The organism is Clostridium porci (genome assembly GCF_009696375.1).
Classification (GTDB): domain Bacteria; phylum Bacillota; class Clostridia; order Lachnospirales; family Lachnospiraceae; genus Enterocloster; species Enterocloster porci.
On sequence record NZ_VUMD01000012.1, the window covers coordinates 40933 to 53720 of the forward strand.

Genomic DNA, 12788 nt, shown 5'->3' on the forward strand with positions numbered 1-12788 from the left:
ACATAACACAAAATGCTCGGTGCGAACCGCTTTTTCATACGTTCTATATCTGAGCGTAGCGAAAGGAATGGATATAAATATGATACGTTTTAATTGTGATTACAGTGAAGGAGCTCATGAGCGTATTTTGAGGAAGCTGGCAGAAACCAATCTGGAGCAGACGCCGGGATATGGGGAGGATATTTACTGTCAGGAGGCGGGAGATATTATAAGGAAGCTTTGCAAAAAGGAGGATGCGGCTGTCCATTTCCTGGTAGGAGGCACTCAGGCTAACCAGACGGTGATTGCGGCGGCCCTGCGTCCTCATCAGGGAGTTGTGGCCGCTGTGTCGGGACATATTAATGTCCATGAAACAGGGGCTATCGAGGCTACCGGTCATAAGATTTTGGCCCTTCCCTCTGAGGATGGAAAGGTGAGGGCAGAGCAGGTGGAGGAGCTGTATACAGCCCATGCAAAGGATGAGAGCTTTGAACACACAGTACAGCCGAAGCTGGTGTATATTTCCAATCCCACAGAGCTGGGAACTATATACACAAGAGGGGAGCTGGAGGCTTTGCAGGCCGTCTGCAGGAAGCATAAGCTGTATCTTTTTGTAGATGGAGCGCGTCTTGGCTATGGGCTGGCAGCAGAGGGAAATGATGTGGATCTGCCCGTTTTGTCCTCCAGCTGTGATGTGTTTTATATCGGAGGAACCAAGGTTGGAGCTTTATTCGGGGAGGCGGTTGTGATTACCAATAAGGAGCTGATGACGGACTTCCGCTACCACATAAAGCAGAGAGGAGGCATGCTTGCCAAGGGAAGGCTTTTGGGCCTGCAGTTCATAGAGCTTTTAAGGGATGGGCTGTACTTTGAACTGGGAGCCCATGGGGACAGGCTGGCAGGGAGGATCAGAGCCGCCTGTGAGAAGAAGGGCTATCCCCTTTTGGTGTACAATACCACCAATCAGGTATTCCCCATTATGCCGGACAGCGTGCTAAAGCAGTGGAAGGGTAAGTACAGCTATACCCATCAGGGAAGGGTGGATGAAGGCCATACGGCAATCCGCCTGTGCACCAGCTGGATTACCAGAGAGGAGCATGTGGACGCTCTGGTCAGGGATATATTAAACAGTTAGAAGGAAACTGCCGGAAGAAGCAGCTAAAACAGGCATTAGAAGAGACCGTACAAGTACCGCACAAGCGTATAAGAGACAGACGCCAGGTGCTTATAGTGAGGATTTGACGATGAATAGTATATTAGATGCAATGAAGGAGCGCCGGATATTTTGCGACGGAGGCATGGGAAGCATGCTTCAGGAAAGAGGGCTTGTGGCCGGAGAGCTGCCGGAGCATTGGAATCTGAGCCACCGGAAGGTTTTGAAAGAGATTCATAAGGAGTATTTGGACGCGGGAGCAGACCTGATTACCACCAATACCTTTGGCGCTAACCGCTTAAAATACAAGGAGAATCTGGAAGACATTGTGACAGCGGCGGTAGAGAATGCCAGGGATGCCATCAGGGAAGCGGGACACGGATGGATAGCTCTGGATCTGGGCCCCACCGGAAAGCTCTTGAAGCCCTTGGGAGATCTGCCCTTTGAGGAAGCAGTGAGCCTTTACAGGGAAGTAGTGACAATCGGTGTGAAGGCGGGGGCTGATCTGATTCTGATAGAGACCATGAGTGACAGCTATGAGCTGAAAGCAGCAGTGCTGGGAGCGAAGGAAGGGGGAGTGGTTCCTGAGACGGGGGAGCAGCTTCCGGTGTTTGCCACGGTCATTTATGATGAAAGGGGAAAGCTTCTTACAGGGGGCAGCGTGGAGTCTACCGTCGCTTTGCTGGAGGGACTGGGGGTAGATGGACTTGGCATTAACTGCGGCCTGGGCCCGGTTCAGATGAAAGGGATTTTAAAGGATATTCTGGAGGCAGCCTCTGTCCCTGTGCTGGTCAATCCCAACGCTGGTCTGCCCAGAAGTGAGAACGGAAGGACGGTATATGATATTGATGAGAAAGAATTTGCCCGGGTGATGGAGGAGCTGGTCTTAATGGGAGCTGTGATTGTGGGAGGCTGCTGCGGAACCACGCCGGCCCATATCAGAGAGACGGTAAAGCGGTGCAAAAACATTCCGGTTGAATGGCCAAAGCCTAAGAAGCGGACTGTAATTTCCTCCTATGCCCAGGCTGTAGTTATTGGATCCAGGCCTGTGATTATCGGAGAGCGGATTAATCCTACGGGCAAGTCAAAGTTTAAGCAGGCTTTGCGTGAGCATAATCTGGAATATATACTCAGGGAGGGCGTAAGCCAGCAGGACAACGGAGCGGATGTTCTGGATGTGAACGTAGGACTGCCTGAGATTGATGAGCCGTCTATGATGGAGGAGGTGGTTCAGGAGCTTCAGAGCGTTATCGACCTGCCTCTTCAAATCGATACCTCCGATATGGCTGCTATGGAGCGGGCAATGCGTATTTACAATGGAAAGCCTTTGATTAATTCGGTCAATGGAAAGAAAGAGGTAATGGAGCAGGTGTTTCCGCTGGTAGCCAAATACGGCGGCGTGGTAGTGGGCTTATGTCTGGACGAGGATGGAATTCCTGAAACGGCTGAGGGGAGAATCAAGGTAGGGCGTAAAATTATAGAGACTGCGTCCTCTTACGGAATCGGGCCTGAGAATATCATTTTGGACGGTTTGTGTATGACTGTAAGCTCTGACAGCAAAGGAGCCCTTACCACCCTGGAAACCCTGCGGCGTATCCGGGATGAGCTGGGGGGTAAATCGGTGCTGGGGGTTTCCAATATTTCCTTTGGACTGCCTCAGAGGGAAATTATCAATGCCGCTTTTTTTACAATGGCGATGGAGTCCGGGCTGAATGCGGCTATTATTAATCCTAATTCTGAGGCGATGATGCGGGCCTACTATAGCTTTAAGGCATTGATGGATTTGGACCCTCAGTGCAGTGAATATATCAGTGTCTACGGCGGTCAGGTGAGCGGACTGGGCCAGACCCTCGGCAGAGGGGGAAGCGGCAGCTCAAAGGGAGCCGAAGTAAGCGGCGGGTCAGGCTGGGCTGCAAAAGGAGACAGCAGCATGCCGGCGGGAGCTTTGGGTATTTCCATCGCCAGGGGACTGCGAGAAGGAGCTCAGGAGTCGGTGACAGCTCTTTTAAAGGAAAAGGATCCGCTGGATATTATCAACGGGGATATGATTCCTGCGCTGGATTATGTGGGAAAGGGCTTTGAAAAAGGAACCATATTCCTGCCGCAGCTTCTTATGAGCGCCGAGGCGGCCAAAGCTGCCTTTGAAGTCATAAAGTCCCGGATGGATAGCAGCGGACAGGTTCGGGAAAAAAAGGGGAAGGTGATTCTAGCTACTGTTAAGGGGGATATTCATGATATCGGAAAAAATATCGTAAAGGTGCTGCTGGAGAATTACAGCTATGATGTTATCGACTTGGGAAAGGATGTTCCCCCGGAGCGGATCGTCCAGGAAGCAGTGGAGCAGAAGGTGTCCCTGGTAGGACTTTCCGCACTTATGACCACCACGGTGCCAAGTATGGAGGAAACCATCCGCCAGCTCCACGGCAAGGCGCCCGGAGTAAAGGTGATGGTAGGAGGAGCCGTTCTTACAGAGGAATATGCCAGAACCATCGGCTCCGACGCCTATTGCCGGGATGCCATGGCATCTGTGAATTATGCGGAGAAAATATTTGTAAAATAAAGATAAGTCAACGGCGAACCTCGTTTTTTGAACGCAAAGGCAGGGCGGCTGTCTGTCTGGCAAATATTGGACTTTGTTGTATGAACCAGAATATGGTATAGAATCCAATAACTCCCAGGTACAAATGGAAAAAAATGTGTTATAATGGTTTTGTAACAAAAAAGAAACACATTTGTAACATTTAACAAGAAAGCGAGGTACAAATTATGTTATCAGTATCAACTATGGCACTTGCCGCAATGTTAGGTTCAGGCTGCGGTACGAATATGGCAAATGTAAACACCTATAATCCATGTCAGTATAATCAGCCTAACTGCCCTAAAAACGTACGCATCCAGAAGAGTGGTCAGAATCTGGACTCAATTCTGGCACAGATGGGCGTATGTGCACCGGATGGCAATTCCCAGTGCGGTATTAACCCGAACTGCAAAGGTGGAAACTGCCAGACAAATACCTGCCAGGGAAGCAGCTGCAGCACAGGCTCCTGCAAGAACGGCGTTGGCATTGTTGTGAAATACTAATCAGAAAATGGATGGATTCTTACATAGAATATGATTTAGTGTTATAGTTTAAAAAGCTCTGCAAAGCAGGACGGGCTCCTGCTTTGCAGAGCTTTTGCCTGCTTCGCAAAAAAGTGTTTTCCTGTTGTCAATAAGGGGAATGAATTCTGCATAAAATATATACGGAAAATTAATTCACTTTTCGGCAGGGCTATGCTACAATGTGCCGGTAATAAGTAAAGGAGTGAATGGATGAATCGAGAGAATATTATTACTGTTTTAAAGGGAATATGGATTGGGGGAACTATGACGGTTCCAGGCGTCAGCGGCGGATCTATGGCTATGATCTTAGGAATTTATGACCGCCTTATAACCTCTGTCAGTTCCTTTTTCAGAAATCCCAGGCGGAACTTCTCCTTTCTCACAGCCTTTGTACTGGGGGCTGGGGTAGGAATGGTGCTGTTTTCCCGTTTTATCAGTTTTCTGTTTACAACCAGAGCGGATGTGCCTTTGCGATTCTTTTTTCTGGGAGCGGTGGCAGGAGGCGTGCCTATGATATATAAGGAGGCGGGAGTGCGCCGCCTGGATTTGGGAGCTGTAATGTATCCTGCCATAGGGATTATGGCTGTGGTGCTTTTGAAGCTTCTCCCGCCCGGACTCTTTGAGCCGGGAGCCGGCTTTGGTCCGGGGCAGCTTCTGATACAGCTGGCAGGCGGACTGATCATTGCTGTGGGGTTAGTGCTTCCGGGTATCAGTGTGTCTCAGATGCTTTATATGCTTGGGATTTACGAAAGCATAATCGGAAATTTAAGCGCTCTTCATATCCTTCCTCTGATTCCTCTGGGATTTGGAGCAGTGGGAGGAATATTACTTACAACAAAGGTTCTGGAGAGGCTTATAAGGCACGCCCCCCAGCCTACTTATTTGATCATTCTTGGATTTATGTTCGGCTCGCTGCCGGAGCTGTTTCCGAAAGTTCCAGGGGGGATTGAGCTTGTGTACAGCCTGCTGGCAGCAGCAGCCGGCTTTGGAGCCTTGTATGGGATGGCAAAGAAAGAAAGCCAGAGGGAAAGGCACGCTCTCATAAGGAAGTAATTTGATTGTCGCAGGGCGGCATGGCTGAAAGGTCATGCCGTCCTGCTTTTTTGTCGTTCCACGGTCTGATCGTCGCCCGGTAGATCGGCTTCTCCGATGAAGTTCCACACAAGTTCAATTTTCTGCCTGCGATGGCCGCTGGACTTGTCCGGCGCATGGACGATGATTTTCTTTACAAACTCATTGACAATGGTGGGCATCAGTTCACGAATGCCCACATACTTCCGTACAATGGCTGCAAAGCTGTCAAAGTCGGCTTGATCCTGTTCAAAGGTTTCTACCGCTTCCCGCCATATCTTCACTTGCTCTGTCAGTTCTCTTTGTTCCGCTTCATAGTCGGCAGAGAGTTTTAAGAACCGTTCATGGCTGATCGCGCCGCTGATTTCATCCTCATAAATGCGCTTGAAAATGCGGTCAAGTTCGGCAATGCGTTTTTCTGCTTGGGCAATTTCACGTTTGCGTTTCTTGGCTTCTCTTTCAGCTTCTTGAAAACGCTGCTTTTTCGCGGCTTCCTCAAATGCCATAGCATCGTCAAAGAACAGAGAACTATTGACATAATTGAAGCGACTGCGTATAATAATAGTACAGGGTAGGGATACCCATAAAATAGTGTTCGCTTCCTGATATGCGGCTTATAAGTGGTCAGGACTACAAATAGTGTCGCTCCCCGATATGCGGCTTATAAATGTTCGGGATTAAAATGTTTGTAGAGCCCTGTCGAAAGGCAGGGCTTTACTTTTGTCCGGGAGGTATCTCTATGCTCGAAGCTCAATTTTATTTTTTGTCAGATCAGTATTATCTGGATTTTCCCGATGATAAGCTGATGAAAAACAAGGATATGATAGACGGTTCTCCGTACAAACGTCCTTGCTTTTTTACTTTTCCCGATTCCAAAATCCCGGATATTTACTGGATTGTTCCCATTTCATCCCAATACGAAAAGTTCAAGCGGGTTGAACAGGACAAAATCAAAAAATATGGACGCTGCAATACCATTCGTTTCGGAACGGTACTCGGAAGAAATACAGCTTTTTTAATCCAGAATATGTGTCCGGCAACCAACAAATATCTTACCCCATACATAGATAAGAATGATTGCCCGATCCGGATTGACAACCGTGTGGCTGCTGATGTGATTAAAAATGCACGAGATGTCTTAGCTATGGCAAAGCGTGGAGCAAAAGTGATTTTTCCAGATGTGTTCAAGATATATCGTGGTCTTGAACAGCAGTAGCTTACGCTTACGCAAACCCAGAGTGCGCCATCTGTACCGGGTAACCAAAAGCCGAGCGTCAGAGAAAAATTAGCCAAGCTCACTGACGAGCAAAAAGGCAGAACGCCCAGAAGTATTGATACCAAAGAAAAAGGCAGCAGATGAGTCAAGACCACCCGCTAAGCGGGTGGTCTTGACTTGTAACCCTGTTTGTCAGTCGTTAGGTCAATTTGTTTCCAAAACTTCCTTATCGGCGTTCGCCAAATGACATCCCCCCCCCCCTTTTTTTTTTTTGCCTTAATCGCTGCGCTCATCGCCCCAGTAGAACAGGGCCACTGTGCCCGGCCCTGTATGAGCGCCTATGACGGTTCCAATATCCACAATAAATACTTTGCCGTTTATACGGGGAAAGGCTTCTTCGATCAGGGCTGCTGCTGTCCTAGCGTCCTCCAGGCAGGAGGAATGGGACAGGAAGCATTTGCCGCTGTAGTCTGAACCATGTTCCGCATGTTCTTCCATCCGCTTTATCATTTCGCGGATTACCTTTTTCTTGCCTCTGCATTTTTCGCGGGGAGTCAGCTTGCCTTCAAAATTAATATTCATCAGAGGGCATATATTCAGCATATTGCCCAAAAAGGCCGCAGAGGCAGAGAGACGTCCGCCCCGCCTAAGATGGGTCAGATCTGAGGTGAAGAACCAGCTTTGAAGCCTGAGACGATTCTCCCTAATCCATGCAGTTAACTCTTCAAAGCTTAAGCCTGCCTGCATTTTTTCCCAGGACGTGTCCACCAGAAGGCCGTAACCGGCTGATGCAGTGAGGGAATCTATAACCTCAATGCGGCGATTAGGATAACGCTCCAACATCTCGTCTCTGGCAATGACGGCAGAGTTGTAGGTGCCGGAGATGCCTGAGGACAGGGTAAGATGGATGATATCCTTCCCTTCCTTCAGCAAAGGCTCAAACATGGCTTCATATTGTTCAGGATTTACCTGGGAGGTGGTGGGTGTGGCGCCGTCCCGGATTTTTTTGTAAAATTCTTCAATGGGTATAGAGCATCCTAAATCATCGTTGAATTCCATTCCGTTGATTTGAAAATGAAAGCAGGCATAAGGGATCTTTCGTTCTGTGAGATAGCTTTCCGGTAAATCAGCTGTAGAACAGCAGGTTATGGCATAGGGGTTGTTCATCATTTGCTCCTTTAAATGTTTAACGTATGAATGTGTTTATTCTGAAAAAAGTATAGCATGACCAGGGGGGGAATGTCAAATACAACTAGCACTGGTCAAGGAAGGAGATTTGTGCTATGATGAAAGTCATGTTAGAAGAGATTGGTATATAAAAGGAAGGGGAGGGCAATTATTATGTATAAATGCTGTATTTTTGATTTAGATGGGACTTTGGTAAATTCTATCTATGCCATTCAGCGTGCAGTGAATCTTACACTGGACGCATGGGGGCTGGGGCCTATTAATGTGGAGCAGGCCAAGATGTTTGCAGGAGATGGCTACAGGCCCCTTTTGGAGCGGTCGCTGTCTGCCTGCGGTGATGAGAAGCTGGAGCATGTTCAGGAGGCAGGCCGGCGGTACCTGGAGATTTTTAAGGAATGTAGTATGTACAGGGTGGAAGCTTATGAAGGAATCCGGGACATGCTTGCGTTTTTTAAGGATCAGGGGATGCATCTGGCAGTTCTTTCCAATAAGCCTCATGAGAGAACCGTGGAGAATGTGACGGAGGTTTTTGGCAGGAGCTGTTTTGAACGGGTGTACGGGGAGCGTGAGGATCTGGGAATTAAGAAGAAGCCTGCTCCTGACGGTGTCTGGTCAATTATGAGGGAGTTTGGGGTGGAGAAGGAAGAAACCCTTTATTTTGGAGATACCAATACGGATATGAGAACCGGGGCGAATGCCGGTGTGGATACCATAGGAGTCACCTGGGGATTCAGGGGAAGGGAGGAACTGGAGGCATTTGTGCCCAGGCTCATTGTGGATTACCCCTCTCAGGTTGTGGAATTTGTGAAGGAAGTGAATGGGATTGTGTAGAGGGAAACTGTCTGGGAAAAGAAAGAGAGGCTGGCTGTATTGTACGGCTGCTGTTGTTCTCCTGGGAATGGCTCTTATAGCTGGATTTGCAGGAGAACGCCTGGAGAGACGGGGAGGCTTGCATCAGGGGGAAGCACTTCAGGATGATCGTCTTTCGGTGGTTACTACCATTTTTCCTTATTATGATTTTGTGCGCCAGGTGGCAGGAGACAGGGTGAAGCTGAAGCTAATTGTACCTGCCGGTATGGACAGTCATTCCTTTGAGCCAACTCCGGCAGATGTGGCTGCCATGGAGCAAGCTGATGTACTGATCTGCAATGGAGGCGGGATGGAGCAGTGGGTCTATCAGGTTCTGGATTCACTGGATACCAGTCATATGAAGGTTCTGACTATGATGGATTATGTGGATGTGGTGGAGGAGGAACATGTAGAGGGGATGGAGGACGGCAGCCATACCCATGAAGACAGCTATTGTCATGAAGATAGTGATGTTCATGAAGATGGCTATACCCACGAAGACAGTGATGTTCATGAAGATGGCTATACCCACGAAGACAGTGATGTTCATGAAGATGGCTATACCCACAAAGACAGCCATACCCATAAATTTGACTGTAACTACACCTATAAGGCGCCTGGCGGTAAGCCCGGCTATGAGGCTTGTACCCGCAAAGGGACAGAGTATCAGGCGTTTTTTGACAAAAGGGACGGCCATGAGCTGGAAATTGAGTATGATGAGCATATTTGGACCTCTCCGGTAAATGCTCAGGCTATCGTGGCTATTATCAGTGAGGCTCTTTGCGAGGCTTCTCCTGAGAACCAGGAATATTTTCAGGCGGGTAGGGATGAATATCTTGGAGAGCTTAAAAAGCTGGATACACGGCTGCGTGAGGTGGTTGCCCAGGGGAGGCACCGGATGATCGTGGTGGCTGATAAGTTTCCCTTCCGCTATTTTGCCGATGAGTACGGGCTGTCCTACCGGGCAGCATTTTCCGGCTGCAGCGCCGATACGGAGCCAAGCGCTAAAACCATCGCTTACCTCATTGACAAGGTGAGGGAGGCTCAGATTGGGGCTGTGTATTATCTGGAGCTTTCTAGCCACAGAACGGCGGAAATTATCAGTGAGGAAACAGGAGCTAAGCCTTTGCTTCTTCACTCCTGCCATAATGTGACTAGAAGACAGCTTGAGGAGGGAGTTACCTATCTTCAGCTGATGCAGGGCAATGCAGAAAACCTGAGAAAGGGATTAGAATAAAAATGACGCCATTGATAAAATGTGAGCATGTGGATTTGGGATATGAAAACCAGGATGCAGTTGTGGATGTAAATATGGAGGTGAATCCTGGGGATTACCTGTGCATCGTGGGGGAGAACGGCTCAGGTAAAAGCACGCTGATGAAAGGCTTTCTAGGCCTTTTAAAGCCGTCGTCAGGAACCTTGTCCGTATCGGAGGACTTAAAGGCTACCGGCATTGGCTATCTGCCTCAGCAGACTGCGGCTCAGAAGGATTTCCCTGCAACCGTTTATGAGATAGTTTTAAGCGGCTGTCTGAGTAGGAGAGGAAGATGGCCCTTTTATTCTAAGAATGAGAAGCGCATAGCTGCAGCCAATATGGAGAAGCTGGGAATCATGCCCTTAAGTAGCCGGTGCTACCGGGAGCTTTCGGGAGGCCAGCAGCAGAGGGTCCTGATTGCGAGAGCTCTCTGCGCGACCAAAGAGCTTTTGATTCTGGATGAGCCTGTCACCGGCCTAGATCCTTCTGCCATTCAGGAGTTTTACGCTATGATAAGGAAGCTGAACCGGGAGGACAAGGTGGCGATTTTGATGGTTTCTCATGATTTGAGAAACGCGGTGGAGGAAGCGAATAAGATTCTCCACCTTCAAAAACGGGTTCTGTTCTATGGCCCTGCCGGTGATTATATGAACAGCCGTGCTGCGGGACATTTCTTCCATGAGAAGGAGCAGGGTATCTGTAAGTCCACTGCCGGATGCCGCAGATGCTGCAGGGCGGAAACGGAGGAAAAGCTATGAATCTAATTGCGGAAATGTTATCCTATCCTTTTCTTGTAAGAGCCCTGGTGGGAGGAATGCTGGTATCCCTTTGTGCCTCTCTTTTAGGCGTAAGCCTGGTGTTGAGGCGGTATTCGATGATTGGAGATGGGCTTTCCCATGTTTCCTTCGGCGCGTTGTCGGTTGCCCTGGCTATGGGCTGGTCCCCTCTTAAAGTGTCAATTCCCCTAGTGGTGGCGGCCGCCTTTTTTCTCCTCCGGCTTACAGAGAACAGCCGGATTAAGAGTGACGCTGCCATCGCTCTTATATCGGCCAGCGCCCTGGCCTTGGGTATTATCGTTACATCCCTTACTACGGGGATGACCACGGATGTAAGCAGCTATATGTTTGGAAGTATTTTGGCTATGAGCCGGGAGGACGTGAGGCTGAGCGTGGCCGTGTCTCTTGTGGTGCTGGGCCTTTATGCCGTGTGCTATAATAAGATATTTGCAGTTACCTTTGATGAGAACTTTGCCAGGGCTACAGGTGTGAAGGTAGGGCTGTATAATGTGGTGATTGCAGTGCTCACAGCAGTAACCATTGTTCTGGGCATGCGTATGATGGGAGCTATGCTCATCTCCAGTCTGATCCTGTTTCCCTGTCTCACCTCTATGCGGATATTCAAAAGCTTCAGCAGAGTGGTGATATTCTCTGGCGTACTGTCTGTGGTGTGCTTCAGTTTGGGAATGGTGGGTTCCTATCAGTTTTCGACTCCTGCGGGAGCCAGCGTGGTGGCGGTGAATCTGCTGGCATTCTTATTATGCCTAGCCTGGCAGTTTTTAAGCAGACTGAGGGGATAGAGGTAGGATTATATGAAGGAGAAGCGGTTGGTAAAAAAGCCGAAACATGTTCGGCTAAAAAAGCATATATCACAAACACAGTTTATTGCATATGGATTTTTCCTGATTATTATAACGGGCACCCTGCTTCTGATGCTGCCTATATCCAGCAGGGACGGACAGAGCGCTCCATTTCTGAACTGCCTGTTTACTGCAACCAGCGCCACCTGCGTCACAGGGCTGGTGGTGGCTGATACCTGGAGCCAGTGGAGCCTGTTCGGGCAGGTGCTTTTGCTGATTATGATCCAGCTGGGAGGACTTGGATTTATCAGCATCGGTATTTTCCTATCCATTGTGCTCAGGCGCAAGATTGGCCTTAAGGAGAGAGGATTGATGCAGGAAAGCGTTAATACCCTGCAAATTGGCGGTATGGTAAAGCTGGCTAAGCGGATTATCATAGGTACAGCTATGTTCGAGGGCGCAGGGGCCATTCTCCTGTCACTTCGTTTTATTCCTCAGTTTGGCTGGGCCAGAGGTATCTGGTATGGAATCTTTCATTCTGTATCGGCTTTTTGCAACGCAGGCTTTGATCTGATGGGATATGTGGAGCCGTACAGCTCGCTTTGCGGCTATACCGGGGACTGGCTGGTAATTGGTACCATTTCTATTTTGATTATTGTGGGAGGGATTGGATTTATTGTATGGGACGACGTAGCCAGGAAGAAATGGGATGTGCGGCACTATATGCTGCATACTAAGATTGTGCTGGTGACTACGGTGCTGATGCTGGTAATCGGTACGTTGCTGTTCTATCTGATGGAGCGTGCTCATCTTCTGGTGGCAATGAATGGCTCAGAAAAATTCTTGGCCTGTTTTTTCAGCGCGGTAACTCCAAGAACCGCAGGCTTTAATAATGTGGATACGGCGGCTCTTACGGATGGAAGCAAATTTTTGACTGCAATTCTTATGTTTATTGGAGGAAGCCCTGGCTCCACAGCCGGAGGCATCAAAACCAGTACGTTGGCGGTGCTGCTGCTATATGTGTGTTCAAATATCCGCCAGACCCATGGCGTAGAGGTGTTTGCAAGAAGGCTGGAGGATGAATCCATCCGGCAGTCGGCCTGTATTTTAACCATTAATCTAAGCCTGATGCTGACTGCTGCTATATTGATTATGGTGGCTCAAAACCTGCCTATGTCGGATGTGTTTTTTGAAACCTGTTCTGCCATAGGAACCTCAGGAATGAGTACGGGAATTACCAGAAGTCTGGCGCCTTTTTCCAGAATCGTGCTGATCATTCTTATGTACAGCGGGCGGATCGGAAGCTTGTCCTTTGCTCTGGCGTTTACAAGAACCAGCCCTAAGCCTCATGTGCAGTATCCGGCAGAACGGATTACCATTGGTTAACCAGAAAAAGGAG

12 protein-coding genes are annotated in these 12788 nt (G+C 48.9%); 10 read left to right on the forward strand and 2 right to left on the reverse strand.

Annotated elements, in window-relative coordinates; all coding sequences use genetic code 11:
* Positions 1–79: 79 nt before the first annotated feature.
* The 4 genes from FYJ39_RS13555 (at position 80) to FYJ39_RS13570 (ending at position 5287) form a co-directional block, all read left to right on the forward strand.
* A complete protein-coding gene (locus FYJ39_RS13555; RefSeq protein ID WP_154473011.1) occupies positions 80–1114 on the forward strand; it encodes a threonine aldolase family protein in 1035 nt (344 codons plus the stop codon).
* Between the two features lie 109 nt (positions 1115–1223).
* Positions 1224–3692 (forward strand): homocysteine S-methyltransferase family protein, encoded by a 2469-nt coding sequence (locus tag FYJ39_RS13560; RefSeq protein WP_154473012.1) that lies wholly within the window; start codon positions 1224–1226, stop codon positions 3690–3692.
* A 206-nt stretch (positions 3693–3898) separates the two neighbouring features.
* Positions 3899–4213, forward strand: coding sequence for a hypothetical protein (locus FYJ39_RS13565; protein ID WP_235919844.1), 315 nt, complete (start codon positions 3899–3901; stop codon positions 4211–4213).
* A gap of 231 nt (positions 4214–4444) precedes the next feature.
* Positions 4445–5287, forward strand: a complete 843-nt coding sequence (locus FYJ39_RS13570; RefSeq protein WP_154473013.1) for a DUF368 domain-containing protein — start codon at positions 4445–4447, stop codon at positions 5285–5287.
* 32 nt (positions 5288–5319) lie between these two features.
* Here the strand turns inward: FYJ39_RS13570 and FYJ39_RS13575 are convergent, their stop codons facing one another.
* Positions 5320–5811: a DUF4368 domain-containing protein gene (locus FYJ39_RS13575; protein ID WP_353847241.1), complete on the reverse strand. Its 492-nt coding sequence runs from the start codon at positions 5809–5811 to the stop codon at positions 5320–5322.
* Between the two features lie 233 nt (positions 5812–6044).
* Between FYJ39_RS13575 and cptIN the strand changes: the two genes are divergently transcribed.
* Positions 6045–6521 (forward strand): type III toxin-antitoxin system CptIN family toxin, encoded by a 477-nt coding sequence (gene cptIN / locus FYJ39_RS13580; RefSeq protein WP_154473014.1) that lies wholly within the window; start codon positions 6045–6047, stop codon positions 6519–6521.
* Positions 6522–6797: 276 nt separating this feature from the next.
* On the opposite strand, the gene FYJ39_RS13585 is transcribed toward cptIN, so the two are convergent.
* A complete protein-coding gene (locus tag FYJ39_RS13585; protein ID WP_353954616.1) occupies positions 6798–7691 on the reverse strand; it encodes a DegV family protein in 894 nt (297 codons plus the stop codon).
* Positions 7692–7862: 171 nt separating this feature from the next.
* Between FYJ39_RS13585 and FYJ39_RS13590 the strand changes: the two genes are divergently transcribed.
* Genes FYJ39_RS13590 through FYJ39_RS13610 form a run of 5 tightly spaced genes read left to right on the forward strand, consistent with a single transcriptional unit; the run spans position 7863 to position 12775 of the window.
* Positions 7863–8540 (forward strand): HAD family hydrolase, encoded by a 678-nt coding sequence (locus FYJ39_RS13590; protein ID WP_154473015.1) that lies wholly within the window; start codon positions 7863–7865, stop codon positions 8538–8540.
* On the forward strand, positions 8527–9795 hold the full coding sequence (locus tag FYJ39_RS13595) for a metal ABC transporter substrate-binding protein (protein WP_154473016.1): 1269 nt from the start codon (positions 8527–8529) through the stop codon (positions 9793–9795). The genes FYJ39_RS13590 and FYJ39_RS13595 overlap by 14 nt, the downstream gene beginning before the upstream one ends.
* A 2-nt stretch (positions 9796–9797) precedes the next feature.
* Positions 9798–10571: a metal ABC transporter ATP-binding protein gene (locus tag FYJ39_RS13600; RefSeq protein WP_154473017.1), complete on the forward strand. Its 774-nt coding sequence runs from the start codon at positions 9798–9800 to the stop codon at positions 10569–10571.
* Positions 10568–11389, forward strand: coding sequence for a metal ABC transporter permease (locus FYJ39_RS13605; protein WP_154473018.1), 822 nt, complete (start codon positions 10568–10570; stop codon positions 11387–11389). Before FYJ39_RS13600 ends, FYJ39_RS13605 begins: the two co-directional genes overlap by 4 nt.
* A gap of 12 nt (positions 11390–11401) precedes the next feature.
* Positions 11402–12775, forward strand: coding sequence for a TrkH family potassium uptake protein (locus tag FYJ39_RS13610; RefSeq protein ID WP_154473019.1), 1374 nt, complete (start codon positions 11402–11404; stop codon positions 12773–12775).
* Positions 12776–12788 lie beyond the last annotated feature (13 nt).